This is a genomic window from Trinickia dabaoshanensis, assembly GCF_002879885.1.
Classification (GTDB): domain Bacteria; phylum Pseudomonadota; class Gammaproteobacteria; order Burkholderiales; family Burkholderiaceae; genus Trinickia; species Trinickia dabaoshanensis.
This window is the reverse complement of the sequence record NZ_PNYA01000021.1, coordinates 90,991-115,296: the sequence shown is the minus strand read 5'-3', so window position 1 is coordinate 115,296 and position 24,306 is coordinate 90,991. Positions and strand designations below refer to the sequence as shown.

The window sequence follows — 24,306 nt, the reverse complement described above, 5'->3', positions numbered from 1 at the left end:
TCGGGCGAGCCGTCAAAGCCCGAACGCTCTCGTGTACTCCTCGTTCAAACGTGGCCAATCGAACTTCATCGCCTCGCCGCCGACGATCCGTCCGATAGGCGCTTCGTCGACGAACCGCTCGAGCACGTCGAGGCAAATTTGCCAACCGGCGGCACCCATCGCGATGAAATTGCGATCGATGTTGTGCCAGAGCGTGAGCCGGGTACCGCTTCCCTGGGGCTCCAGTGTCCATCGCATATCGTTGTCGCCCCACCGGTATTCCAACAGCTTCGGCGCCTCGGCGCGCGTCACACGGGTTTCGCTGACAACGGGTGCCGGGGTGCCTACTGTCGAGAGCCGCACGGGACCCACTATGCCGAGGTTCTTGTCCGCATCGAACGGCGCCCATTCGCGCAGGCTCGCCGGGTCCGTCAAAGCCTTCCACACTTTCTCGGGTGTATGACGTAGGTCGCGAACGACGACGAGCGTCCAATTCTCGCCGTCCTTGTTCACGTGAGCGCCGGCTGCGGGTCCGGGCTTGTATGCATCGCGTGTGCTCATGATTTTCGGCCTTTTGTGCGTGGGGGGAGAGGATTCGTTGCGTCGAGATGGCGTTCGAGGGCATCGAGGTGCGTCGACCAAAACTGGCGGAACGGCGCGAGCCATGCATCGATTTCCATCAACGGTTCCAGGCGGATGCGGTAAAGGCGGCGCTGTGCGTCCACGCGCGATTCGACGAACCCCGCGTCGCGCAACACGCGCAAATGCTTCGAAACGGAAGGCTGGGGCAAATTCAGCGCATGCTCGATCTCGCCCACCGATTGCTCGGACGACGCGAGCAGACTCAGAATGGCGCGCCGGCTCGGCTCGGCGATGACGGCGAATGTGGATTCCATTTGCTTAATATACTTGTTGACGTATATGAATGTCAAGGAATGTGATGGGGCGGCAACCGTCCGCCTCGGCAGCGTGCCGCCGCGGCCATGATCCGGGACACGAAATCCAGCACCTCGGGCCGCGTCTCGCGCTTAGCCGTCAGCACGTGGTAAGCGACGGGCGATGGAACGTCGAAGCGGCCGATGCGAACGAGATTGCCGCGCGCCAGCCACCCGTCGGAAAACGGTTCGCGAGCCAGCGCAATGCCGAGCCCGGCTTGGGCCGCTGCCAGGACGACTCCGTAGTCCTCGAAGCGCCGGTCTTGTGGCCGAGGTTTGAGTGCGATGCCTTGCTGCACGAACCACGCGCGCCACCCCGTGATATCGGAGTCGTGCAATAGCGGCCAATCGAGCAATTGAGCCGGTTTGCGCGCGCTCAGCTTGGCCGCGATGGCAGGGATCGCAATAGGGTAGAGCCGTTCGGGCAAGAACGGTTGCGCGTCGAGGCCGGGCCAATGACCGCGCCCGCACCGGATGGCGACGTCCGCCTCACCGGCGGCCAAGTCGGCGTTGCGGTGCGTGATGTCCAGTGCGATCGTGAGTGGGGGCGGGCCCGCTTCCAACGCGGCGAGGCGGTCGAACAGCCAAAGCTGCGCGAACGCCGGGGTCATGCTGACTTTGACGATGCGCGCAGCGCGAGCGGGTCGCCACTGATCCGATGCGCCATCGATGATCGAAAACGCGTGCTCGATCCGGCCGACGAGTCTTTGACCGTCGGGCGTGAGACGCACGCCCCGTCCGTGCCGCTCGAATAGCGCGTAGCCGAGCCAATTCTCGACGGTGGCGATGCGGCGGCTGATGGCGCCATGGGTCACGCCGGTCGCAAGCGCGGCTGCGCTGAACGAGCCTTCGCGTGCCACCACGCATACGGTTTCGAGGCTGGCGAGCGGCGGGCGCGGCGATTCGGTGTTGTGCGTCATGATCACAGCTCATCGTTTATTTGTGATCTAGCTTAGCAGCTTGAAAAGACGGATGATTGGCTGATGAACTCCTCCTCCTCCTGCGCCCAGTCGCGCTCGCTCTCGTCGCCGGTTCCGGCCGCCGTGGCCGTGGCGGTCACGATCGTTTCATGGGCAAGCGCCTTTCCGTTCATCCGCATCGGTTTGCAGGGCCTGACGCCATTGCATCTCGCCGCGGCGCGATTCGCCACGGCGGCCATCCTCGTCGCGGCGTGGCTCGCTTATCGGCGCCCGCGTCTGCCCACGCGGCGCGATGCGCTGCGCTTCGCCGGGTGCGGGTTTTTCGGGATCGCGATTTATAACGCACTGCTCAATACCGGAGAAAAGACGGTGGCGCCGGGCGCGGCGAGTTTCATCGTCAATTCGTTGCCGATTTTCACGGCACTCTTTGCCACGATCTTTCTCGGCGAGCGGTTCAACCGCTGGGCATGGCTGGGTTCGATTTTCAGCTTCGCGGGTATCGGCGTCATCGCGAGCGGGCAGCCGGGCGGGCTCATTCCCGGCGCGGGCGCGAGTCTGATTCTGTTGGCCGCTGTGTGCTCGGCGGCGTTCATCGTCATGCAGCGGCGCCTGATCCCCGTGTACGGACCGCTTGCATGTACGGCCTATACGATCTTGGCCGGTGCGTTGCTGTTGGCACCGTGGCTACCGGGCGCTGTGAGCGAGTTGACCACCGCCTCGGCGAGAACGATTCAGGCCGTGGTGGTGCTGGGAGTGTTCCCCGCCGCGTTGGGCTATGCGACGTGGGCGTACGCGCTCGGCCATTTCGGCGCGGCGCGCGCGTCCAACTTCCTCTATCTGACGCCGGCGGTCGCAACCGTACTCTCGATCGCGCTGACCGGCGACGAGGTGCGTGCAACGACGGTGACGGGCGGCATCATGACGATCGCAGGCGTGGCCTATGTCGCTTGGCGCGGGCGACGATAACGGTGGCCGCTTAATCGGTTCCGTATGACATTGCAATCGCTGCGCGCCCGCAATCCGGTAAATCGCGCGACGAACTGGCGGCGAGCGGTCCCTATAATCAGACTTTTCGGTGATTTCCCCTAAGCGGATATTGAAAATATTCGGTAGTCCGAACTAATCGACCCTGAAGAATTGCCGGGCGCGGCCGTTAATCAATGTGAATTCATTGTTGAATGACGCCGGTTGCATTGCACCAGCCATGTGCACCGGCTTTGCCCGTGGGGGAAGTGTGAATCGTCTGACGCTAAGCAAAAAATTAGGATTGGCCTTGCTCGTGATGTGGCTCGGCTTGTTGTTCTTCGGGGGCTGGGCCGCGTTGCAAACGCGCGCGACGATGCTGAGCGGACGTCAGGCGGCGGTTCAAAACATCGTCGAAGCGGGTGTCGGTGTCGTCGCGCAATATCAGCAAATGGCGGAGCGCCACGAGATTTCGGAGGAAGAAGCCAAGCGCGGCGCGATGGCGCGGCTTTCCGCGATGCGGTTCCCCGGCAACGGTTATCTGTTCATCACGGACGGTCATCCTACGGTGATCATGCATCCGGTCCTGCCGGACTTGGTCAACAAGGACATGACGGACTATAAGGACGTCAACGGCAAGCGCCTGTTCGTGGAGATGCTGAAAGTGGCGCGCGCGCAGGGGCAAGGCTTCGTCGATTACATGGCGCGCGTTCCCGGCAAGAGCGAGGAGGTGCCGAAGATCTCCTTCGTCAAACGCTTCGAACCGTGGGATTGGTACGTTGCCTCGGGCGTCTATATCAACGACATCGACACGGCGTTCCATGTGCGCTTGCTCAACTATCTGTTGACGATTCTGGTGCTCGGCAGTTTGAGTTCCGTCGCGCTCGTGATGATCATTCGCAACGTGCAGCGCAGCCTCGGCGGCGAGCCTGCTTATGCCGCGGCCGTGGCGGAATCGATCGCCGACGGCGACTTGACGCAAGACGTCATGGTGCGCGACGGCGATCGCGGCAGTATGGTGATGGCGATGCAGCGGATGCAGAATCGTCTCGCGGAAACCATGCACCGCATCCGCGGCGGCACCGAAACGATCAACGACGCCGCACAGCAAATCGCGGCCGGCAACCTCGATTTGTCCTCGCGTACCGAAGAGCAGGCGTCCTCGCTCGGCGAAACGGCGGCGAGCATGGAGCAGCTCACGGCGACGGTCAAGCAAAACGCCGACAACGCGCGCCAGGCCAATCAGATGGCGGCCGATACGTCGCGCATCGCTGGCGAAGGCGGCGAGGCCGTGCAACAGGTCGTGGCGACGATGCAAAACATCGCCGCGAGTTCGGCGCGTGTCGTCGATATCATTTCCGTCATCGAAGGCATCGCGTTCCAAACGAACATCCTCGCGTTGAACGCGGCGGTCGAGGCCGCGCGCGCGGGCGAGCAGGGCCGCGGCTTTGCCGTCGTCGCGGGCGAAGTGCGCAACCTCGCGCGCCGCAGCTCGGAAGCGGCGAAGGAAATCAAGGGGCTCATCGAGGAATCGGTCGGTAGCGTCGAGGCGGGCAAGACGCTCGTCCAAAGCGCGGGCAGCAAAATGGATTCGCTCGTGCATTCGGTCAAGCGCGTGACCGACATCATCAGCGAGATTTCGGCGGCATCGGAGGAGCAAAGCCGCGGTATCGAGCAAGTGAACATCGCCATCGCGCAAATGGACCAGACGACGCAGCAAAACGCTGCGATGGTGGAGCAAGCAGCCGGCAGCGCACAGGCGATGCAAGAGCAGGCCCGTCTGCTCGCCGAAGTCGTCAGCACATTCCGCACGCAGCGCGCGGCGCACTGAGCGATCAGCCGCGCATCAGCCGTGCATCAGTTCGAGTAGCTTGCGTGCTTGGTCGTCCATGTCCGGCGCGTTCGGATGCAATTCGAACGCGCTCGCGCACGGCAACTGAATGAAATGTCCCCGGCTGCTGCGCGCGTAGGCGGGATCGTAGTGCAGGTCGATGAGTTCGGCGAAGAGCGCGGTCCGGGCGTTTTCGTCGATGAGACGACACCAGCGCGCCACGCGCTCGCGGCTATGTAAGCCGATCAGCTTCGTCAATTGCGCTTTGAATGCCTCGGGCGCGTCGAACAGGTGCGCATAGTCTTCGAGCAAGAAGCCGATGCGCTCGTCGCGCGGCGTATGCACGGCGACGCAGCGCGCGCGATGCATGGCACCGAGCAACGCATCGGGCAACGCCACTCGGCCGATCGTTCGGCTTTCCGCTTCGATGAATACGGGCCGCTCGGGCGCGAAGCCGCGCAGCGCCTGCACGATCCCCGTTTCGAAAGCCTTTTGCGTGGGTTGCGATTGCCCTTGCAGCGCCCCGAGCAGCGAGCCGCGATGCGCGGCGATCCGCTCGAGGTCGAGGACCTGAGCGCCCGTATCGGCGAGCGCGCGCAACAGACGCGTCTTTCCACTGCCTGTCGCGCCGGTGAGTACGACGTATTCGAACCGTGGCGGCAATACCGTGAGCGCATCGAGCACGGAGCGCCGGTATGCCTTGTAGCCGCCCTCGAGCCGGCGTGCGTGCCAACCCATCAAATTGAGCCAGAGCGCCAGCGATTCCGAGCGCTTGCCGCCGCGCCAGCAATAGACGAGGGGCCGCCATCCTCGGGGGCGGGTGGCGAAGGTCGTCTCCAAGTGCCGCGCGATATTGCGCGCCACCATCGCCGCGCCCACGCGCGTGGCCTCGAACGGTGACACTTGCGCGTAGAGCGTGCCTACGACGACGCGCTCCTCGTTCTCGAGCACCGGAGCATTGATCGCGCCGGGGATGCGGTCTTCGGCGAATTCGAGCGGCGTGCGCACGTCCACGATTTCGTCGAATTCGACTAGACGCTCCAAGCTGACGTTGAGCTCTTTCAAGGGCGATCCGCGTGAGAGCCGGGGATGCGGGCGATTATGGCACGGCGTGCGGGCGGCGCGGCGGTACGAACCGATCCGTGCACGATTCCGGTCGAACATGGCGCGCTCGTATTGGGCACGTGGCAAGGGATCTATCTGTTCGAACACCGCAGGCAACCGCATCGACGCGACGTCGTCATGCACGCCATCGGGCAATGAGGCGCGAGCGCCCCGCGCGCTCACCCGAGGTCGAGCGCGGCCGTTAGATCGCCCGGCGGCGTCTCTCCGCGTGCGAGGAAAGCGCGATTGCGCGCCGCGACGCCGTCTAGCGGTGCGAGCCCATGGACGCGATCGATCAGACGCAGGATCGAGTTCGTGTCGTAAAACGTGTGGTCGACGAATCCCTTTTTCGCGAACGGCGCAATCACGAGCGCCGGAATGCGCGAGCCGGGCCCCCAGCGGTCGCCTCGCGGCGGCGCCACGGGGTCCCACCATCCGCCGTTTTCGTCGTGCGTCATGACGATGACCGTGTCGGCCCATTGCGGTCCGTTGCGAATCTGGTCGATGACTTTGGCGATATGGCGGTCTCCCGATTCGATGTCGGCATAGCCCGCGTGCATGTTCAGATTGCCTTGCGGCTTATAGAACGAGACGGCGGGCAAGCGGCCCGCATCGATATCGGCGATGAAGCGGTTCGTCGATGCGTCGTCGCCCATGCCCGCGTCGCGCACATGCCGGGTGCGTGCATCGGTGCCGGGGGCGTAGTTCGAGAAGTAATTGAACGGTTGATGGTGGTACTGGAAATCCGGCGTCATGCCGGTTTCTCGATGCTCGAGCGCATATTGCCAGGCACCGCTGTACCAGGCCCAGTCGACGCCTTTGGCCGATAGACGATCGCCGATGGTGGCGTAAGTTTGCGGTGGCATGACGCGCGGGTTCGAGGGATCGGCCAGCGCCGGATTGCCGCCGGGCGCCGGTGCGACGAAGCTCGGCTGATAAGGCGGCGCCATGGTGTTGACGGCGTAACCGTCCGGTGTGAACAAACCGTCTCGCACGAACTTCGGCGGGCCGTCGAGGGCAGAGCGTTTCGCGTCGGGCGCCAGCTTGAGCCGCGTGCCGAGCGGATCGTCGCCTTCCAATACCGAGACGAGATCCTTGGCGGGACTCGTATCGATGCCCGGGTAGAACGGGGCCTGCGCGGAGATGAGGTAGATGTGATTGAGCCACGACCCGCCGAATGCAGCCATGAAAAAGTTGTCGCACAGCGTGTATTGCCGCGCCAAGTTCCAAAGCTTGAGCGTGCTCGCCGAATTGCGGTAATGACCCATGACGAGCGCGCCCGAGTCGGCCCAGGCGACGAACTGATCGTTGCGCCCGCCATTGATTTGCATCTGGTTTTGATAAAAGCGGTGCCACAAGTCGCGCGTGACGACGGCGTTCGGCAGGGGCTTGCCGTGCGCATCGGCCACGACGAACGGCCGGTTCGGCAAGTGCGTGATGTCTTGCTCTCCGATCATGTAGCGCGTCATCCCCACTTGTTGCGCTTGCGGCACGAGGCCGCCCCAGATCTTCGGCAAATAGGGCAACGGGCTCTTGCCGTCCCGATCCAACTGCAAAGGGATCTTTCCATCGAGGGCGGTGAGCGGATAGCGTACGCCGGGGAAATCGCCGTAAAGGTTGGCGAAGCTGCGGTTTTCCGCATAGATGACGACGATCTGGCGTACTCGTGCGCGCAGGGCGGCGTCGATCGTCTCGTCCGCGGCCGTTCGCGCGATCGCGCTCTCGCGTTGCGCCGTACGGCTCGTTGGCGTGCTGCACGCGGGCAGGGCAAGTCCCATGCCGACGGCGGCGAGTCCGCCCAGTACGCGGCGGCGTTCGGGGTTCGTGGGCCGGTCCGCGTCCGTCGATTGCGGCTCGGGAAGGGGCGCGACTTTGGGTATTTCGTCTTGCATCGGCTCGTCTCCGTCGGTCGTGACCTGCGTGCGCACAGGCCCATCGGCTCTTATGCGCGCTGGATGGCGTGCGGTGCGGCGGCGCACGCCCGGCCGACATGGTAGCGCGGCGCAGCGACGAGCCTGTCGAAACTGAACGGCCGGGCACGAGCGGGCCCGGCGCATGCGATCCCGGCTAAGGGAACCTTAAGCTACCGCCGTCGATAATGAGTCCCGTTTGCAATATCCTTCCTTCCATCGATGCAGGAGAACAAAGCATGACAATACGCACCTCGATGGCTGTGCAGCAGAGCAGCGATGCATGGCTGAGCAAAGTGCCACAAGCCACGGCCGTGTTTTGGCTCGTAAAGATTTTGGCGACCACCGTGGGCGAGACGGGCGGCGACGCGCTTTCAATGACCTTGCGATTGGGTTATGCGGTCGCCACGTTCGTTTTTCTCGCGTTCTTTATCGTGACGTTGACGATCCAGGTTCGCTCGCGCAGCTATCACCCGGCGGCCTATTGGGCCGTCGTGGTGGCGACGACCACCGTCGGCACCACGACGTCGGATTTTCTCGATCGCACGGCCGGTCTCGGCTATGTGCTGTCGTCGGCGCTGCTGCTGCTCGGCGTCCTGATCGTGCTGGCGGCATGGCGTGCCGTGGCCGGCCGGATCGAGTACGACCGTATCTCGAACCCGCGCGACGAGGTCTTCTACTGGGTCACGATCTTGGTGTCGAATACGCTCGGTACCGCCTTGGGCGATTTCGCGGCCGATAACCTGGGCCTCGGCTTCGAACGCGGGGCGCTGCTGTTCGCGGGCATGCTGCTGATCGTCGCGCTCGTATGGCGCTTGGCGCGTCGCGTGCCGGTCGGGGTGCTGTTTTGGGCCGCGTACGTATTGACCCGGCCGCTCGGCGCGACGCTCGGCGATACGTTGACGAAACCGCTCGCCGAAGGCGGCCTGAACCTGAATCGGATTTCGGCCTCGCTCTCGATCTTGGCGGCGATGATCGTGGTGATCGTGATTCAGCATTTTGCGAGCGGCGGGGCACGCGCCCGGCGTGCCGCGCCATCCTCGATACACTGAGGCCGCACGCCGCGGTCAGCGCGGCGTCTTTTTCGCCGAAACGCTTTTCGCTCGCGTCGATTTGCGAGCCGCGTGCGGTGCCGGCGCCGCACTTGGCGCCGGTGCGGCGGTCGCGCTCGTCTTCTTGGCCGCTGTCATGCCTCGGCTTTTAGGCGCGCGCGACAGCGATTCAAACTCGGCGTGGCCGTCGTCGAACAGCGGCAACGTGCCGACGGCGATGAGTTCCGCGGGCCCCGGACCGACGTTCACCACGCGATGGCGATGCTGCGCATCGAAATGCAGCGAATCGCCGGCCGTGAGTTCGTAGTCCTTCTTGCGCAGCGTATAGCGCACCTTGCCGGAGAGCACATAGACGAATTCGTCGCCGCTATGGGCGACCCATTCGGAGCTATAGCCCTCCATCATTTGCACTTTGACGGCATTGAGCAGGCTGCCGTTGAACGTCGTCGAAAGGCGTTCGTACTTCTGCCGCATCGGGCCGACTTGATACGATTCGCGCCGGCCCTCGTGCGAATCGGGCTGCGCCTGACGCGGGTGCTCGAGCAACGTGCCGAGCGGCACGCTCAACGCTTTCGCGACATTGACGAGCGACGAGATCGAAATGCCGGTCAAGTTGCGCTCTACCTGCGACAAAAATCCTACCGACAAGCTCGAGGCGGTCGCCACCTCGAGCAGTGTCATCTTCGATTCTCGGCGCAGCCGCCGAATGCGCTGGCCGATGTGATTGATATCCGAATCCATGAATCCTCGATCTGGGAGGAGATCGCCGCGAGCCTTCGATCCGCCGAACGTATCGCACGGTACGTAAAGCACACTGGTTCTCGACGCGGATCGGCGCGTCCAGAACCAGCCGGGCAGCAACGTCGGCGCATTGTACCGCGCCGTTTACCGTCGAGCCCCGCGATAGCGCAAGCACCCAAATTTTTAGTGGCACCAAAATTTTAGCTTGACGTAAATTCGGTGCGACGGTAGTTTCACCATGGGGGCAGCCTTGAGTGCTGCGGGCACTGACCGAACGAGCGAATCCGATGATCGATCGACTTAAATACAACTTTTCCGATCTTCCGACTTACGAACCTTCGGTGGCCGATGTACAGGCCCGGCTCGGCGCTTTCATGGAACGCGTCAAGCTCGATGCGCTGATCGTCACCTCGCAAGACGAATTCATCTCGGAATATGTGCCGCGCCGAAACAGCCAGCGTTTCGCCGTGTCCGGCTTCGACGGCTCGGCGGGCTCCGGCATCTTTTTGAGCGCCGCGGCGGCCGCGCGCATCGGCGTGCCGCGCTTCGTGCTGTTCGTGGACGGCCGCTATCATCTGCAAGCCGAGGCGCAATGCGATAAGACGCTGGTGCAATTGGAGAAGCTCGAACTGGGCGTGCCGATCTGGACGGCGCTTGCTCGTTGGCTCTCGAGTCACGCCGACGTGCTGCGCTCGGTCGGCTACGATGCCCTGCGAGTGAGCGTGGGCCAACGCGATCGCCTGTTCGACGACACGCGCCGCGATGCCTTGCGATGGACGGCGTTTTCCGCACGCGAGATCGATCGCGCGATCGACTTGCCCGGCTGGGAAGTCGATCGGCCGATTTTCGAGGTGCCGGAATCGCTGACGGGCACGACCGTCGCGAGCAACATCGCCGCGTTGAACGATCGTTTGCGCGGGCACCTCGGCAATGCCGGCGCGCGGGTGTGCTGGTTGACCTGTGCGGCCGACGACATCGGCTATCTGCTCAATAGCCGCGGCTATCACATGCCCAACGCGTCGTCGCACCTCGGCTACTTGTTCGTCGTCGGCGACCAAGTCGCGCTTTATTTGCCCGAGGGTTGCGACGCGTGTCCGGTCGAGCTCGAGACGTATTCGAAACTACAGGTGTTCCGCAACGATTTGGCCGCGCTCGGGCGCTTCCTGGCACTGTTCGACGTCGAGCATATTTGCTACGGGGCGGACTTCGTCAACTGCGCGATGCCCGACGCGCTGAGCCGCGTTTGGCCGCACGCGCGGCACTCGAGCTTCAGCCCGGTCGAGTCGATGCGCGCATCGAAAACGCCGCAGGTGCTCGCTCATTTCCGCGATGCGTTCGCGCGTAGCAGCGCCGCGATCGCCGAGACGATGCGTTGGGCCAAGTACGGGGAGCCCGGGCAGCATCCTTCCGAATACGATTTGGCTCGCAAGGTCAACGATGCCTATGCCGCGCGCGGCGCGGTAGGGCTGACGTTCACGACGATCGCCGCGCACGGCGCCAATAGCGCGCTCGCTCACTACACGGCGGCGAGCAGCGACGTCGCGCTCGAAGAGGGCGAACTGGTGCTGCTCGATAGCGGCGCCTATTACGAAGGCGGGTTCGCGACGGACTGCACGCGCGTCGTGCTGCGCAAGACCGAGGCGCAAACGCGAGCCCAACCGTGGCAGCGCGAGATCTATACGATCGCGCTGAAGGCGTGCATCAAGGGGCTCGTCACGCGTTTTCCGGCGCAGTTGACGGGTGGCGAGGTGGATGAAGCGGTGCGCGATGTGTGCCGCGCGAGCGGCTACGACTTCAACCATGGCACGGGACATGGTATCGGCATCCACGTCCACGAAGGCGGCGTACGCTTCGCGCCGAACTCCGAATACGGTCTAGTCCCGAACGCGGTCATTTCGGTCGAGCCCGGCATCTATCTGCGGGGCAAGGGCGGCGTTCGGATCGAGAACGTCGTCATCATCCATCCGAGCGAGCATGAGCCCGGAAAGGTCGAATTCGAGAACATCGTCGCCGTGGGGTACGACTGGGATCTGATCGACGTGGATTTACTCGACGAAGCCGAACGCACCTACTTGCGCGACTACGAGCGGCTGTGCGCGCAGTTGGGCAACACGGTAACGCCGTGTCCGCTGCTCTGAGCGTCGAAGCACGTGTACCGATGCGCCCCGCGCCGGTGCCCGCTGCACCATCGCGGTCCGCCGCGCACAGACCCGTGGCGCGCTCGCACGAGACCCGTCTGCGAGACGGTTCGCAATGATCTGAAGTTTGCGGGCCGCGTGCAATGCGCGGCGCTGGCATAGCTATTGCGTAACGGGACGAGCGAAGTTCGCGCGTAGACCTCGCGCGAACGAGAACGCCCGCCACGGTATGCATTCGCCGTGGCGCAGCCCACGCCAAAGCGGTCGCATCGACGATCGCGTCCAGCCATGATCAAACAGCCGCTCAACGATACGCACCGCGCGCCCGAGGATAAAGCCGTTTCAGGCGAAACGATCGGAGAACTCATCAACCTCGCGGGCCGCCAGCGGATGTTGTCGCAGCGGATCGTCTTGCATGTGCTGTTGGCGGCGCAAGGCCACGAAGCCGCGACGGGCATCGCGAAGCAGTGCTTGTCGATCTTCGCCGCGACGCACGAGGACCTCGTTAGCGGAAACGATCGTCTGCCCGGTGTCTTTTGCGAGGCGCTGCGCCAGTTGTACTTCGGCTCGCAGCGGGCCGACGAGCGAATCCGCCGTTTCATCGGCGATGCCGAGCGCGCGATCTCGCTGATATCCACTCACTCGGCCGATGCGCCGGCGGCCGCCGACGCGCTCGTCAATCAAGCATCGCCGCTGCTCGAACTGCTGCAAAGCATCACGCTCGGCTATCAAAACGAAATGCGCAACGTCGAACGCGCCGCGACCCAACGCGACGCGCAATTGGCCGAGCAACTCGGGCGCATTTCGATGCAGGCGAACATCGTGGCGATCAATGCGCGCATCTCTGCGGGACGGGCGGGCCCCTACGGGCGCGAGTTCGCCGTCGTCACATCGCTGCTGGCCGATATCGTCAAGGAGATGGAGCGCATGATCCATGGCGTCGTGCGTGCCCGGGAACCGGCCCCTCGCTTGCGCTGAAATATTGCGACGCGTATGGTGATTGGCCTCCTCCCAGATGCGTGGCCGCCGCGCCGCGCCGAGCGCCATGGCGAATACGACTTCGGAATCCCGGCCTTTCGCGGAACGCCGCACGATCGACTACATTCCCGATTCGGAACGGCACGGCAGACCGGTCAGTCAATTCACGCTTTGGCTCGGCGCGAACCTGCAGATCACGGCTATCGTCACGGGCGCGCTCGCCGTCGTGCTGGGCGGCGACGTGTTCTGGTCGCTGGTGGGCCTAGCCATCGGCCAAATGCTCGGCGGCGCGGTGATGGCGCTGCATGGCGCGCAAGGGCCGGCGCTGGGACTCCCGCAAATGATTTCGAGCCGCGTCCAATTCGGCGTATGGGGCGCCACGCTGCCGCTCGTGCTCGTGTGTCTGATGTACGTGGGATTTTCGGCGGGCGGAACCGTGCTGGCCGGGCAGGCTATTGCCCAGTTGAGCGGTATCACGCCCACCTCGGGCGTGCTGGTTTTTGCGGCGCTCGTGCTGCTGGCTGCCGTGCTCGGCTATCGCCTGATTCATGGGTTGGGACGGCTCATGAGTCTGGTTGGCGTCGTGGCGTTCGTCTATTTGTTCGCACGCTTGCTCGCCAACCACGATATCGCCGCGCTGTTGGCGATTCGGCATTTCACGGTCGCCGATTTTTTGCTGGCGATGTCGCTATCGGCGTCGTGGCAGATCGCTTATGGCCCGTACGTCGCCGATTACTCGCGCTATCTGCCGCGAGCCACTTCCACGTCGCGCACGTTTTGGGCCGTCTGGTTGGGATCGGTCGTCGGTTCGCAAGCGTCGATGACGTTCGGCGTATTCGCCGCGGCGCTCGCGGGCCAGGCGTTCGCCGGGCATGAGGTGACGTACGTCGTCGGTCTTGGCGGCGGTGGGATCGCGGCTGCGCTGCTTTACTTCGCGATCGCGCTCGGCAAGCTCACGGCCACGACCTTGAACGCATACGGTTGCGTGATGTCGGTCGCGACGATCGCCACGGGGTTGGCGGGGCGGCGCAGCATCTCGGCTGCGATGCGCACGGGCTGCATCGTCGGCATGCTCGCGATCGTCGTCTGGATCGCGTTGGCGGGTCAGCACGCGTTCTTGAAGGCCTTCTCCTCGTTCATTCTGTTTTTGCTCGCGTTTTTCACGCCATGGAGCGCGATCAACCTCGTCGACTACTACTGCGTGACCAAGGAGCGCTATGACGTGCCCGCGCTCTACGATCCGAACGGGCGCTATGGCCGGTTCAACTTCACCGGTCTCGTGGTCTACGCGATCGGCGTGCTCGTGCAGATGCCGTTTATCGCCACGGGCTTTTACACGGGCCCGCTCGTCGGCGCGTTGGGCGGCGCGGACATCTCATGGATCGTGGGGCTGGCGGTTCCCGCGCTGCTCTACTACGTCGCCGTTCGGGGCAACCGGGCGCATGTGCCCGATCGGCTCATATTGCCCGGCGACGCCGCGGCGAGCGTGGCCGCTGCGAGCGCAACGTGGCGCACGCAGCCGGCAGCGCGCGCGGCCGGCGAATCGCCGCGGTAATCGCCGGGCCGGCGGGCCGGGTCTCCGGTGATGGAGCGCTCACCTGCCCGCTTCGTCGAGCGATACCAAGAAGCGGCGCGTGTGGGCGGCCACTTCGTCGCAGGCTTCGTCCAATGCGAAGTGACCCGCCTCGAGCACGTGCACCTCGGCGTTAGGCACGTCGCGTCGATAGGCATGTGCGCCCTCCACCGTGAACGACGGATCGTGTTTGCCCCATAGCACCAACATCGGCGGCCGATGTTCGCGCATATAGCGCTGCCAGTGCGGATAGCGCTCGACGTTCGTCCGGTAGTCGTAAAAGAGTTCGGTTTGAATGTCGATCTGCCCGGGACTCGACAAGAATGCGAACTCGTCGTGCCATGCATCGGGATCGTATCGTTCGGGATGGGCCGTGTGACCCACGTGGCGCAACCGCGTCGCGTCGAATGACAATAGGTTCGCGCGCAACGCGGCCTCGTGCCGGGGCCGATCCTCCCAAAACGCCTTGCGCGTGTCCCATAGCGGCCCGAGCCCCTCCTCGTGAGCCACGGCGTTTTGCACGACGATCGCTCGGATTCGCTCCGGCTGCGCTTGCGCCATCCGAAAGCCGACGGGGCCGCCGTAATCCTGAACGAACAACGCGAATCGGTCGAGTTCGAGCCTATCGGCGAAACGCGTCATTACTTGGGCGAGACGGTCGAACGTATAGAAGAATTCGCCGGGCGGCAGCGCCGTGCTGTGGCCGAATCCAGGATAGTCGGGGGCGATGAGCCGATAGCGATCGGCAAGCGGGGGCAGCAGCGTCTCGTACATGCGCGACGATGAAGGAAATCCGTGCAGCAACAACAAAACGGGTGCGTCGCGCGGACCTGCCTCGCGGTAAAAGATGTCCAACCCATCGATATCGATCGTCTTATATCGGATGTTTGCACGAGTCCAATTCATTTGGTTCTCCTGAGTATGGGGGAGTCAGGACGGCGTTCGATCGCGATGCGTCTGATGAATCGATGCGGCGGCGGTAAATACGACGAGCGTGACGGCACTGACGCCAAGCCAACCCATCGAAGCAAGCGTTGGACCCGAGAGCGCAGCGCCCACCGCGCCGCCGATAAAGAATAGCCCAGTGAACAAGCCGTTGACGCGGCCTCTCGATTCGGGCGCGAGCAAGTTGATCGCGCGCCGCCCCAATGCCTGATCCGCGATGACCCCCGCGTCGAGCAGGAACGCCGCCGCGGCGGCGATCCCGATCGCGGCGGTACGCGGCAGCGGTGCCGTCAGCGCCCATGCGGCGATCACGATGGCGGCGATCGCTAGGACGTGTGCCGTTTGTTTGGCTCGTCGCGCGTGGCCGCGATCGGCCGCATGCCCCGCGATCGGCGCGGCTAGTGCGCCGCCCGCGCCCGCCAGCGCGAACACCGCGATTTGCTCGGCGCTGCAATGAAACGGCGCGCGCGCGAGTACGACGGCTACGCTCGTCCAAAACATATTGAAGCCGGTCATGAGAAGCGCTTGGTATAGCGCATGTCTCCGCAGGGTTTGGGTCGACACGACGAGACGGCCCAGCGAGGCAATCAAGACGCGATAGGAAGGCTTGCCGGCGGGCAGCAGCGCAGGCAGGCGCGGTACGGCGCAAGCGGCGACGAGCGCGAGCAGCGCGGCATCCGCGAGAAAAAAACCGCGCCATCCGAGTGCCCGCGTCACGATGCTGGCAAGGGGGCGCGAAAGCAAAATGCCGAGCATGAGTCCGCTCATGACGTTTCCGACGACGGCGCCGCGTGCCTCCACAGGCGCGAGCGCCGCGGCGGCGGGAACGAGCATTTGGATCGCGCTGGCTGTGATTCCGATCGCAAGCGATGCGAAGAGAAAGACGATCGGCGCCGGCGCGAGCGCTGCGACAGCCAGGAAGAGCGCCTGTGCGGCCAGCGTGGCGCCGATCAGCGGACGGTTCGGCAGGCGATCGACGAGTGGAACGAGCGCCACGAGCCCCACGGCGTAGCCGAGCATCGTCAGCGCCGTGACGAGCGTCGTCCAGGCGCGCAAATGCAGCGAGGCATCGAGCGCGCCGAGCATGACTTGCGATGCGTACAGGGGCAACACCGCGACGCCCACCAAAGTCGCGAAGAGCAAAATCGGCACGCCGTGGCGACCGGCTGCCGGTTGAGGTAGGGCGCGCTGCGGGCAAGTGTCCATAGAAATATCGTCCAAAAAGAGATTCCGAATGATGCTACCCTCTCGTTTCGTGAATGTAATTGGCCTTGTCAGGGAGACATAGTCCAAGAAATCGGGAGAATAACGATGCAATCGTTGCGCGAACTCGAGACCTTCGTAGCGATCGCGGAAGAGGGCAGCTTGACGGGTGCGGCGCGGCGAGTGGGCAGGTCGCTCCAAGCGGTGAGCCGAGGACTGCAAACGCTCGAGAGCGACATGGGCGCGACGCTCGTATTACGCACGACGCGCACCTCGCGACTGAGCGCCGCCGGTGAACGGTTTTATCAGCGCGTGAAGGCGATCCTCGCCGATCTGGAGATCGCGCAAACCGAGTTGGCGGAAGACGCGCGGCGGTTGACGGGTAGATTGCGCGTCAATGCGCCGAGCCTGTTCGGGCCGCGTTTCGTCGTGCCGCTCGTCGCCGAATTTTTGCTGCGTCATCCGGAGTTGGACGCGTCCGTCACGCTCGACGACGAGTTCAGCGATCCGGCGGCGAGCGGCGCCGACGTGACGGTGCGAATCGGCGCCACACCCGATTCGCGATTGGTCGCGCGCAAGCTTGCCGACGTGCGGCGGGTGGCATTTGCCTCGGCCTCGTACCTCGCTTCACATGGGCACCCGCAGACGCCGGAGGATCTCGCCTCGCATGCGTGCGTCGTGCGCACCGGCGTCGGGAACCCGTATCGGTGGAGCTTCACCGCGCACACCGGCGCGGAGGTCTCGGTGAACGTGGCGGGCCGCTTCGAGAGCGATCAAGTCGCGGCCGTCAACGCGGCGGTGATGGGCGGGTTGGGAATCGGGCTGGCCGCCTTCTGGCAGATTCGCGATGCGCTCGAAGCCGGGCGCGTGAGCATCGTGCTGCCTCAGCATGAGCCCGCGCCGCTACCGCTGTTCGCGCTCTGGCTGCGCACACGCAAAATGCCCGCGCGTACACGCCTGCTGATCGATTTTCTCGCCGCCCGGCTTGCCGGCGAGAAACTTTAAGGCAGCGTCGGCCTTGCCGGGGCGGCTCACACGCGTTCGGGCGGCGGCACGTTCCGGTCGAACGGCGTAGAATGCGCGTCGTCTCTGCCCGCGCGGCGCGAGCCATCGTCGCCATCGTCGCCGTTGCCGCCGTTAGTGTTGTTGGAGGAGTCGCTGCTCATCATGACCGAGTCGCCCGCTTCGATTCGACTACCCGAGCCTTCGTCCCGCGAACCCGCGCTAGATCCGGCGGCGTTCGACGACTTGTGCGAGTTCGTCGCCGCGCACAAGCGGCTTTTCGTTTTGACGGGCGCGGGTGTCAGCGTTGCGTCCGGCATCCCCGGCTATCGCGATCTGCACGGCAACTGGATGCGTGCGCAACCGATTCAGTGGCAAGCCTTCCGCGACTCCGAACACGCGAGGCGCCGGTATTGGGCGCGCAGCATGGTCGGCTGGCCGATGCTCGACCGGGCGCGGCCCAATGCTGCGCATGAGGCGCTGGCCCGTCTTGGAGCGGTGGGCCGCATAGCGCGTCTGGTCACGCAGAACGTCGACGGACTGCATCAGCGGGCCGGGAGCAGCGGCGTCGTGGAGTTGCACGGCAGTATCGACGATGTGATTTGCCTCGACTGCGCCAGCCGATATCCGCGCGCGCAGGTCCAAACCTGGCTCTTGCGCGATAATCTCGACCTCGCTGAAGTGAGCGCCGCGGCTTCGGCCGATGGCGATGCGCATCTCGAGTGGGACGCGCTCGATGTCTTTCGCGTGCCGAACTGCCCGCATTGCGGCGGCATGCTCAAGCCCGACGTGGTTTTTTTCGGCGAGAACGTGCCGCGCGATCGCGTGCAGGCGGCCTCCGAAGCGCTCGAAGCGGCGGACGCCATGCTCGTGGTGGGGTCGTCGCTGATGGTGTTTTCGGGTTACCGATTCTGTATGTGGGCAGCGAAGGCGGGCACGCCGATTGCCGCGATCAATATCGGCGTCACGCGCGCCGATGCGCTGCTATCGCTGAAGATTCAAGCCCCGTGCGGCGAAGCGCTGGCCCAAGCGGCCGCGCGCGTCGCGCCTTTAGTTTCTTATCGTTGACGGTCGTACCGTCGTGACGTGTGCGGCGCGATCCGCCGGGCGCGTCGGCTTTTTGGAGAATTCGACAAATGGGCAAACCAGCCATTGGCGTCATCGGGCTTGCGGTGATGGGCCGCAATCTAGCGTTGAACATCGAAAGCCGCGGTTATACGGTCGCGGTCTACAACCGCAGCCGCGAGAAGACGGACGAACTCGTCGCGCAATTTCCGGATCGCAAGCTCGTGCCCGCGCATTCGCTCGAGCAGTTCGTCGATTCGCTCGAAAAGCCTCGGCGTATTTTGCTGATGGTCAAGGCGGGCGAGCCGACCGACGCGACCATTGCGGCGCTCAAGCCGCTGCTCGATAAGGGCGACGTCCTCATCGACGGGGGCAACACGCCCTTCACCGATACGATCCGCCGGAATCAAGAGCTCGCACAGGCCGGATTGCATTTCATCGGCACGGGTGTGTCGGGCGGCGAGGAGGGGGCGCTCAAGGGGCCCGCGATCATGCCGGGCGGCCCGCGTGACGCCTACGAACTCGTCGCACCGATCTTGACTCAAATCGCCGCCAAGGCGCCGGACGGCGAACCGTGCGTCGCCTATATCGGCCCGGACGGTGCGGGCCACTTCGTGAAGATGGTGCACAACGGTATCGAATACGGCGACATGCAATTGATCGCCGAAAGCTATGCCGTGCTCAAGCAAGTGGCCGGGCTGACGAATCCCGAATTGGCCAAGGTCTACACGGAATGGAACGAAGGCGAACTCGACAGCTACCTCATCGATATCACCGCGAAGATTTTCGGCAAACGCGACGATGAGACGGGCAAGGATCTCGTCGACGTCATCCTCGATCGCGCCGCGCAAAAGGGCACGGGCAAGTGGACGAGCCAAAACGCGCTCGACCTCGGCGTGCCGCTGCCGCTCATTACGGAGTCCGTGTTCGCCCGCGTGCTGTCGTCGCTGAAATCGCAGCGCGTCGCCGCGAGCAAGGTGCTCGCGGGCCCGCAGGCCAAGCCGTTCGCCGGCGATCGGGCCGCCTTCGTCGAGGCCGTGCGCCGGGCGCTCTATTTCAGCAAGGTAATCTCGTACGCCCAGGGCTTCGCTCAATTGCGCGCCGCGTCCGAGGAGTACAAGTGGAACCTCGATTTCGGCGGCATCGCGAAGATTTTCCGAGCGGGCTGCATCATCCGGGCGCGCTTCCTACAGAAGATCACCGATGCGTACGCGAACGATCGCGCGCTTGCCAATTTGCTGCTCGATCCGTATTTCCGCGAAATCGCCGAGCGCTATCAAGCGGCGTTGCGCGACGTCGTCGTGGCGGCCGTGACGGCCGGCGTGCCGGTGCCCGCGTTTGCCTCGGCGATCGCTTATTTCGACGCTTACCGGTCCGAACGGTTGCCGGCCAATCTCGTTCAGGCGCAGCGCGATTTCTTCGGCGCGCATACGTTCGAACGGATCGATCGCGAAGGCAGCTTCCACGCAAACTGGGCGTAAGCGTTTAGCGATAGGGCGGGATCAATGCGCAAAAATGCACAATTGATCCCGCTTTGTGCAGGAAACTTTGCCGATTTTGCGAGATTGTTGCTCATATAGAAATTCAATTTCGTCGAATTAGTGGTTTTCCCTAGGTGATCGACTGACTAGACTGGAATTAATCGCTGCGGCACTTCGCACGTGGCGAACCAGTAACGGAGGTTGATCATGAAGTCATTCGTGTATGCAATGGTTGCCGCTTCCGCTTTGGCTGCACCGCTCGCGTCGTACGCTCAAACGTCCACCAACGGCCCGGTCACGCGCGAAGAAGTGCGCCAGGATCTGATCAATGTGGAGCAGGCAGGCTATAACCCTGCCGCGCGCAGTCCGTACTATCCGGACGACATTCAAGCGGCCGAGCAGCGCGTCCATGCGCAGGAAGGCTACGGCGGCGTGGCGGCCGGCACCTCGCAGTCGGGTGGCCCCGCGGTAGTGCGGCCGATGGGTACCGATAGCGCGCAGCCCGAGTCCACGTATTTCGGCCACTAAGAGCGCTCGACGGCGGAACGCGATCGCGCCCTCTGTGTCAGACAGGGGCGATCGGTCGAAAGATGAGACTGGCTCGCTGCTCCCGCAAGGAGCGCGAGCCAGTTTTGTTTTGTCTTTCGGCGTGAGCATGTACGATGTTCGGCAAGTACGATCGTGGAATACGATAAACGTCCGCCCGTCGGCGCAAGTGCTTTGCTAGGCGCCGGCGGAACGTGTTCGAAGAGCAACATTGCATCGATCGAGGGCCGAGGTGAAGACAGTGAGCATTCCAGGACGACAGCGCCTTGCATGGGCGCGCGCTGCGTTGGCGCTGACCGGCGCAACGATTTTGGCCGGTTGTGCGACGGGCGATTGGTTGCAATCGCCATTCGGATCGCAGCCCCCGTCCCAGAGCGTGCAAAGCACGCGCGTCCCCGCGGGTTTTTATCGCGTCAATCCGGGCGATACGCTGCCCGGTATCGCCAGCGCATTCGGTCAAAACCCCGATCAAGTGGCGCAATGGAACAACATGCCGCGCACGGCCATGCTGACGCCGGGGCAAGTCGTGCGCGTGGCGCCGCCGCCGGGCCTAGCCTCCGGTGCGAATGGAAACGGGAACGACGCGATCGCTGTCCACCCCGCTTGGCCCGCGTATGGGCAAGTCGTCCGGCTCACGGGCGATGCCGGAAACGTCAAAGGCATCCGTATCACCGGCCGGCCCGAGGAACCGGTGAAGGCGTCGGCGGACGGCAACGTCATCTATGTCGGTACCGGAATCGATCAATACAAATCGCTGGTCGTGGTCAAGCACGGCGGCGATGTGGTGACCGGCTACGCCATCAACGGCGACGTGTACGTCAAGGAAGGCGACACGGTCAAGCAAGGGCAACTCCTTGCGCAGATGGGTGCCGATACCAACGGGCGCGGTACCGTCGAATTCGAAATCCGCCGCGCCGGCAAGCCCGTCGATCCCTTGGCATTTCTGCCGCGCTGACCGGCTCATATCTTTCTCAACCTCCGGCGGGCACCCGCCGTGCTGGCGCCCTAACAGAGCGACGCCAGCACGATGGAGAGCCGTTTCACATTCGCGTGGAATGCCTCGAGCGTATCGCGCTGTGCGGAACCGCTCGCGTGAGGTTGTGTCGATAGTTCGGCGTGCGCCTTCAATTCGTCGGCGATGGCGCATCGCGTCTCGGTTGGGAGCGCACGGATAATCGAGAGGCTCAGCAGTTCTTGTGCGTGAAGCATGCCGATGACCGAATGGATGTTCGCTTGGGTGGTCATATCGATCTCCGATGAACGCTGGCGGTGTTTGCATACTAGGCCGCCGCGCGTCGCGGTGCCAACGCCATGCGCGAGCAGGCGCGCCGAGCGAAGCGCTCGAGCCCGGCTTCGCGTCGGCTCGAAATGGCGTAACCTGAATGTTCCCGCGGTAGGCGTCTGGGGCCGTTCGCCAGCAAGGCGCATGCCGCTCGTTGTCCGAGGAGGAATTCGATGACAGCCGTCGATCTGGAATTCGACCAGCTCAACAGTACCGTCGACGCGCTTAGGCGCTCCATCTCCAACCGGCTGATGTACGGCGTGGGAAAAGACGCCGTCGCGGCCAGGCCGCAAGATTGGCTCAACGCCGCGGCCCTCGCCGTGCGCGACCGGCTGGTCGCCCGCTGGATGACCACTACGCGGCAACAGTACGAACAAGACGTCAAACGCGTTTACTACTTGTCGATGGAGTTTCTCATCGGCCGCACGTTCACGAACGCACTGCTTGCGCTCGGTATCTACGATCAGATGAAGGAAGCATTGGCGAGTCTCGGCGTGGACATGGAGGCCGTGATCGATCTCGAGCCCGATGCGGCGCTCGGCAACGGAGGCCTCGGCCGGCTGGCCGCGTGTTTTCTCGATTCGATGGCGACGCTTGCCATCCCGGGTTTCGGCTACGGGATTCGATACGACTACGGCATGTTCCGCCAGCAAATCGTCGACGGCGAGCAGGTCGAGACGCCCGACTATTGGTTGCGCGCCGGCAACCCGTGGGAGTTTCCTCGTCCCGAGGTGCAGTACATCGTGCATTTCGGCGGGCGCACGATCGTGCGCGATGGCCACACGGAATGGATCGACACCGAGCACGTCAACGCGATGGCGTTCGACACGGTCATACCCGGCTTCGGTACGAGCGCGACCAATACGTTGCGGCTCTGGTCCGCGAGGGCTACCGAGGAACTCGATCTGTCGGCTTTCAATCAAGGCGACTATCGCCGCGCGGTCGAAGCGAAGGAGCATTCGGAGAACGTATCGCGGCTGCTTTATCCCGACGATTCGACGCCAGCGGGCCGGGAATTGCGGCTGCGTCAGGAGTACTTTTTCGTCTCGGCGACGATGCAGGATTTGATTCGCCGGTATCAGCGCACGCATAGCACCTTCGGACGTTTCTCGGAGAAAGTCGCGATTCACTTGAACGACACGCACCCGGTGCTCGCGATTCCCGAGCTGATGCGCCTGCTCGTGGATATCCATCATGTGCCGTGGGATCGCGCTTGGAAGATGGTGCATCAGGTGTTTTCGTATACGAATCACACGCTGATGCCCGAAGCCCTCGAAACATGGGACGTCGACATGCTCGCGCGCTTGCTGCCGCGGCACCTCGAAATCATCTTCGAGATCAACGCCGGCTTTTTGAAAGAGGCAAGCGAGCACTTCGGACACGATATCGACGTGATCCGCCGCGTGTCGCTCGTCGACGAATTCGGCCAGCGGCGCGTGCGCATGGCGCACCTCGCGATCGTTGCGAGCCAGAAGGTCAACGGCGTTTCGCAGTTGCATTCGCAGTTGATGGAGCGTGAATTCTTCAGCGAATTCGCGCGGTTTTTCCCCGAGCGCTTCACGAACGTGACGAACGGCATCACGCCCAGACGCTGGCTGTCTCAGGCGAACCAACCTCTGTCGAAGCTTATCGACTCGCATATCGGCACTGGCTGGCGCACGAATTTGTTCGAACTGTCGAAGCTGCGCGAGTTCAAGGAGGACGCGGCGTTCACGTCGGAGTTTCGCGCGGCGAAGCGGCGCAATAAGATCGGGCTCGCACAGCGCTTGTTGCACGAGACCGGCTGCACGGTGCATCCTGATGCGCTATTCGATTTGCAGGTGAAGCGGATTCACGAGTACAAGCGGCAACTGCTGAACGTGCTGCATGTGATCGTCCGGTACAACCGCATTCGCGCCCGGCCCGGCGACGATTGGGTGCCGCGTGTCGTCATGTTCGCCGGCAAGGCCGCGTCCGCATACAAGATGGCGAAGACGATCATCAAGCTGATCGGGGACGTGAGCGAGAAGATCAATCGCGATCCCATCGTCGGCGATCGGTTGAAGGTCGTGTTCGTGCCCAATTACGGCGTGAGCGTGGCGGAGCTGATGATTCCGGCCGCTGACTTATCCGAGCAAATATCGATGGCGGGCACCGAGGCTTCGGGCACCGGAAACATGAAGCTTGCGCTCAACGGTGCCTTGACAATCGGCACGATGGACGGCGCGAACATCGAAATCTGCGAAGCCGTGGGGCGCGAGAACATGTTCATCTTCGGTCATACGGCCGATGGCGTGAGCGCGTTGCGCGCATCCGGTTACCGGCCCCGGGAGATATACGAGCGCGATCCGGAATTGCGACAGGCGCTCGATCAAATCCGATCGGGGTACTTTTCCGACGGAGACCCCCATCGGTTCTCCGACATCTTCCATACCTTGGTGGATTGGGGCGATCACTACATGGTGCTCGCCGATTTCGCGGCGTTCGCCGCGGCTCAAGATGCCGTCGATGCGCGCTTCCGCGATCCGCGTGCATGGACATCGAGCGCGATAGAAAACGTGGCCGGCATGGGACGTTTTTCTTCCGATCGCACCATCGACGAGTATGCGCAAAAGATTTGGCGCGTGAAGCGGTTGTCGTTCGATTGAGCGAGCGGACCCCGCGGCTCGGATGACCGGG

General features: G+C 63.7%; 22 protein-coding genes and 1 pseudogene. 13 read left to right on the top strand and 10 right to left on the bottom strand.

Going from position 1 to position 24,306, the window contains the following annotated elements; genetic code table 11:
- Positions 1-12: 12 nt before the first annotated feature.
- The 3 genes from C0Z18_RS21735 to C0Z18_RS21725 are packed head-to-tail and all read right to left on the bottom strand — an operon-like array spanning position 13 to position 1,834.
- Positions 13-540: an SRPBCC family protein gene (locus tag C0Z18_RS21735; protein ID WP_102647500.1), complete on the bottom strand. Its 528-nt coding sequence runs from the start codon at positions 538-540 to the stop codon at positions 13-15.
- Positions 537-875, bottom strand: a complete 339-nt coding sequence (locus C0Z18_RS21730; protein ID WP_102647499.1) for an ArsR/SmtB family transcription factor — start codon at positions 873-875, stop codon at positions 537-539. Before C0Z18_RS21730 ends, C0Z18_RS21735 begins: the two co-directional genes overlap by 4 nt.
- A gap of 32 nt (positions 876-907) precedes the next feature.
- Entirely contained in the window at positions 908-1,834 is a 927-nt protein-coding gene (locus tag C0Z18_RS21725; RefSeq protein ID WP_102647498.1) for a LysR substrate-binding domain-containing protein, read from the bottom strand.
- A 63-nt stretch (positions 1,835-1,897) separates the two neighbouring features.
- On the opposite strand from C0Z18_RS21725, the gene C0Z18_RS21720 reads away from it, so the two are divergent.
- Both C0Z18_RS21720 and C0Z18_RS21715 read left to right on the top strand, forming a co-directional pair.
- A complete protein-coding gene (locus tag C0Z18_RS21720; protein ID WP_102647497.1) occupies positions 1,898-2,800 on the top strand; it encodes a DMT family transporter in 903 nt (300 codons plus the stop codon).
- A 316-nt stretch (positions 2,801-3,116) separates the two neighbouring features.
- Complete coding sequence (locus tag C0Z18_RS21715; RefSeq protein ID WP_199189517.1) at positions 3,117-4,628, top strand: methyl-accepting chemotaxis protein; 1,512 nt, start codon at positions 3,117-3,119, stop codon at positions 4,626-4,628.
- 15 nt (positions 4,629-4,643) lie between these two features.
- Here the strand turns inward: C0Z18_RS21715 and mnmH are convergent, their stop codons facing one another.
- Entirely contained in the window at positions 4,644-5,693 is a 1,050-nt protein-coding gene (gene mnmH, locus C0Z18_RS21710) for a tRNA 2-selenouridine(34) synthase MnmH (RefSeq protein ID WP_233217423.1), read from the bottom strand.
- A gap of 81 nt (positions 5,694-5,774) precedes the next feature.
- Here mnmH and C0Z18_RS21705 point away from each other — a divergent pair.
- Positions 5,775-5,891 (top strand): annotated as a pseudogene (locus C0Z18_RS21705) (YjbQ family protein); the annotation flags it as partial.
- 20 nt (positions 5,892-5,911) lie between these two features.
- Here C0Z18_RS21705 and C0Z18_RS21700 read toward each other — a convergent pair.
- Positions 5,912-7,624 carry an acid phosphatase gene (locus tag C0Z18_RS21700; RefSeq protein ID WP_102647533.1) on the bottom strand — a complete coding sequence of 571 codons (1,713 nt, stop codon included), beginning with the start codon at positions 7,622-7,624 and terminating at the stop codon, positions 5,912-5,914.
- A gap of 257 nt (positions 7,625-7,881) precedes the next feature.
- On the opposite strand from C0Z18_RS21700, the gene C0Z18_RS21695 reads away from it, so the two are divergent.
- Positions 7,882-8,694, top strand: a complete 813-nt coding sequence (locus C0Z18_RS21695) for a COG4705 family protein (protein ID WP_102647495.1) — start codon at positions 7,882-7,884, stop codon at positions 8,692-8,694.
- Between the two features lie 15 nt (positions 8,695-8,709).
- On the opposite strand, the gene C0Z18_RS21690 is transcribed toward C0Z18_RS21695, so the two are convergent.
- On the bottom strand, positions 8,710-9,435 hold the full coding sequence (locus tag C0Z18_RS21690) for a helix-turn-helix domain-containing protein (RefSeq protein WP_102647494.1): 726 nt from the start codon (positions 9,433-9,435) through the stop codon (positions 8,710-8,712).
- Positions 9,436-9,722: 287 nt separating this feature from the next.
- On the opposite strand from C0Z18_RS21690, the gene C0Z18_RS21685 reads away from it, so the two are divergent.
- From C0Z18_RS21685 to C0Z18_RS21675, 3 genes are all read left to right on the top strand, one after another.
- Entirely contained in the window at positions 9,723-11,573 is a 1,851-nt protein-coding gene (locus C0Z18_RS21685; protein ID WP_102647532.1) for a M24 family metallopeptidase, read from the top strand.
- 288 nt (positions 11,574-11,861) lie between these two features.
- Complete coding sequence (locus C0Z18_RS21680; RefSeq protein ID WP_102647493.1) at positions 11,862-12,551, top strand: type IV pili methyl-accepting chemotaxis transducer N-terminal domain-containing protein; 690 nt, start codon at positions 11,862-11,864, stop codon at positions 12,549-12,551.
- 67 nt (positions 12,552-12,618) lie between these two features.
- Positions 12,619-14,106, top strand: a complete 1,488-nt coding sequence (locus tag C0Z18_RS21675) for a purine-cytosine permease family protein (RefSeq protein ID WP_102647531.1) — start codon at positions 12,619-12,621, stop codon at positions 14,104-14,106.
- A 39-nt stretch (positions 14,107-14,145) separates the two neighbouring features.
- Here the strand turns inward: C0Z18_RS21675 and C0Z18_RS21670 are convergent, their stop codons facing one another.
- A complete protein-coding gene (locus C0Z18_RS21670) occupies positions 14,146-15,030 on the bottom strand; it encodes an alpha/beta fold hydrolase (RefSeq protein ID WP_102647492.1) in 885 nt (294 codons plus the stop codon).
- A gap of 24 nt (positions 15,031-15,054) precedes the next feature.
- Positions 15,055-16,275, bottom strand: coding sequence for an MFS transporter (locus C0Z18_RS21665; RefSeq protein WP_102647491.1), 1,221 nt, complete (start codon positions 16,273-16,275; stop codon positions 15,055-15,057).
- A 105-nt stretch (positions 16,276-16,380) separates the two neighbouring features.
- Between C0Z18_RS21665 and C0Z18_RS21660 the strand changes: the two genes are divergently transcribed.
- The gene (locus C0Z18_RS21660; RefSeq protein ID WP_233217422.1) at positions 16,381-17,277 is read left to right on the top strand and encodes a LysR family transcriptional regulator; all 897 of its coding nucleotides are present in this window, start codon (positions 16,381-16,383) and stop codon (positions 17,275-17,277) included.
- A gap of 26 nt (positions 17,278-17,303) precedes the next feature.
- On the opposite strand, the gene C0Z18_RS33005 is transcribed toward C0Z18_RS21660, so the two are convergent.
- Entirely contained in the window at positions 17,304-17,441 is a 138-nt protein-coding gene (locus C0Z18_RS33005) for a hypothetical protein (RefSeq protein WP_158244272.1), read from the bottom strand.
- Between C0Z18_RS33005 and C0Z18_RS21655 the strand changes: the two genes are divergently transcribed.
- The 4 genes from C0Z18_RS21655 (at position 17,440) to C0Z18_RS21640 (ending at position 21,321) form a co-directional block, all read left to right on the top strand.
- Positions 17,440-18,342 carry an NAD-dependent protein deacetylase gene (locus C0Z18_RS21655; protein ID WP_102647530.1) on the top strand — a complete coding sequence of 301 codons (903 nt, stop codon included), beginning with the start codon at positions 17,440-17,442 and terminating at the stop codon, positions 18,340-18,342. The two genes, C0Z18_RS33005 and C0Z18_RS21655, sit on opposite strands and share 2 nt — an antisense overlap.
- A 68-nt stretch (positions 18,343-18,410) precedes the next feature.
- The gene (gndA, locus tag C0Z18_RS21650; protein ID WP_102647489.1) at positions 18,411-19,820 is read left to right on the top strand and encodes an NADP-dependent phosphogluconate dehydrogenase; all 1,410 of its coding nucleotides are present in this window, start codon (positions 18,411-18,413) and stop codon (positions 19,818-19,820) included.
- A gap of 207 nt (positions 19,821-20,027) precedes the next feature.
- The gene (locus C0Z18_RS21645) at positions 20,028-20,348 is read left to right on the top strand and encodes a DUF4148 domain-containing protein (protein ID WP_102647488.1); all 321 of its coding nucleotides are present in this window, start codon (positions 20,028-20,030) and stop codon (positions 20,346-20,348) included.
- A 250-nt stretch (positions 20,349-20,598) separates the two neighbouring features.
- Positions 20,599-21,321, top strand: coding sequence for a peptidoglycan DD-metalloendopeptidase family protein (locus C0Z18_RS21640; RefSeq protein WP_102647487.1), 723 nt, complete (start codon positions 20,599-20,601; stop codon positions 21,319-21,321).
- A gap of 50 nt (positions 21,322-21,371) precedes the next feature.
- Here the strand turns inward: C0Z18_RS21640 and C0Z18_RS21635 are convergent, their stop codons facing one another.
- Entirely contained in the window at positions 21,372-21,611 is a 240-nt protein-coding gene (locus C0Z18_RS21635) for a hypothetical protein (protein ID WP_233217421.1), read from the bottom strand.
- 210 nt (positions 21,612-21,821) lie between these two features.
- Here C0Z18_RS21635 and C0Z18_RS21630 point away from each other — a divergent pair, with 210 nt between their 5' ends.
- A complete protein-coding gene (locus tag C0Z18_RS21630) occupies positions 21,822-24,275 on the top strand; it encodes a glycogen/starch/alpha-glucan phosphorylase (RefSeq protein ID WP_102647486.1) in 2,454 nt (817 codons plus the stop codon).
- The last annotated feature ends 31 nt before the right edge of the window (positions 24,276-24,306 follow it).

Bases quoted from the DNA above. Each gene is read 5' to 3' on its own strand.
- C0Z18_RS21635 (WP_233217421.1), bottom strand. From the start codon at position 21,611: ATGACCACCCAAGCGAACATCCATTCGGTCATCGGCATGCTTCACGCA.
- C0Z18_RS21700 (WP_102647533.1), bottom strand. From the start codon at position 7,624: ATGCAAGACGAAATACCCAAAGTCGCGCCCCTTCCCGAGCCGCAATCG.
- C0Z18_RS21670 (WP_102647492.1), bottom strand. From the start codon at position 15,030: ATGAATTGGACTCGTGCAAACATCCGATATAAGACGATCGATATCGAT.
- C0Z18_RS21675 (WP_102647531.1), top strand. From the start codon at position 12,619: ATGGCGAATACGACTTCGGAATCCCGGCCTTTCGCGGAACGCCGCACG.
- C0Z18_RS21715 (WP_199189517.1), top strand. From the start codon at position 3,117: ATGTGGCTCGGCTTGTTGTTCTTCGGGGGCTGGGCCGCGTTGCAAACG.
- C0Z18_RS21665 (WP_102647491.1), bottom strand. From the start codon at position 16,275: ATGGACACTTGCCCGCAGCGCGCCCTACCTCAACCGGCAGCCGGTCGC.
- C0Z18_RS21725 (WP_102647498.1), bottom strand. From the start codon at position 1,834: ATGACGCACAACACCGAATCGCCGCGCCCGCCGCTCGCCAGCCTCGAA.
- C0Z18_RS21730 (WP_102647499.1), bottom strand. From the start codon at position 875: ATGGAATCCACATTCGCCGTCATCGCCGAGCCGAGCCGGCGCGCCATT.
- C0Z18_RS21680 (WP_102647493.1), top strand. From the start codon at position 11,862: ATGATCAAACAGCCGCTCAACGATACGCACCGCGCGCCCGAGGATAAA.
- C0Z18_RS21645 (WP_102647488.1), top strand. From the start codon at position 20,028: ATGAAGTCATTCGTGTATGCAATGGTTGCCGCTTCCGCTTTGGCTGCA.
- gndA (WP_102647489.1), top strand. From the start codon at position 18,411: ATGGGCAAACCAGCCATTGGCGTCATCGGGCTTGCGGTGATGGGCCGC.
- C0Z18_RS21720 (WP_102647497.1), top strand. From the start codon at position 1,898: ATGAACTCCTCCTCCTCCTGCGCCCAGTCGCGCTCGCTCTCGTCGCCG.
- C0Z18_RS21655 (WP_102647530.1), top strand. From the start codon at position 17,440: ATGACCGAGTCGCCCGCTTCGATTCGACTACCCGAGCCTTCGTCCCGC.
- C0Z18_RS21695 (WP_102647495.1), top strand. From the start codon at position 7,882: ATGACAATACGCACCTCGATGGCTGTGCAGCAGAGCAGCGATGCATGG.
- C0Z18_RS21630 (WP_102647486.1), top strand. From the start codon at position 21,822: ATGACAGCCGTCGATCTGGAATTCGACCAGCTCAACAGTACCGTCGAC.
- C0Z18_RS21660 (WP_233217422.1), top strand. From the start codon at position 16,381: ATGCAATCGTTGCGCGAACTCGAGACCTTCGTAGCGATCGCGGAAGAG.
- C0Z18_RS33005 (WP_158244272.1), bottom strand. From the start codon at position 17,441: ATGATGAGCAGCGACTCCTCCAACAACACTAACGGCGGCAACGGCGAC.
- C0Z18_RS21735 (WP_102647500.1), bottom strand. From the start codon at position 540: ATGAGCACACGCGATGCATACAAGCCCGGACCCGCAGCCGGCGCTCAC.
- C0Z18_RS21685 (WP_102647532.1), top strand. From the start codon at position 9,723: ATGATCGATCGACTTAAATACAACTTTTCCGATCTTCCGACTTACGAA.
- C0Z18_RS21690 (WP_102647494.1), bottom strand. From the start codon at position 9,435: ATGGATTCGGATATCAATCACATCGGCCAGCGCATTCGGCGGCTGCGC.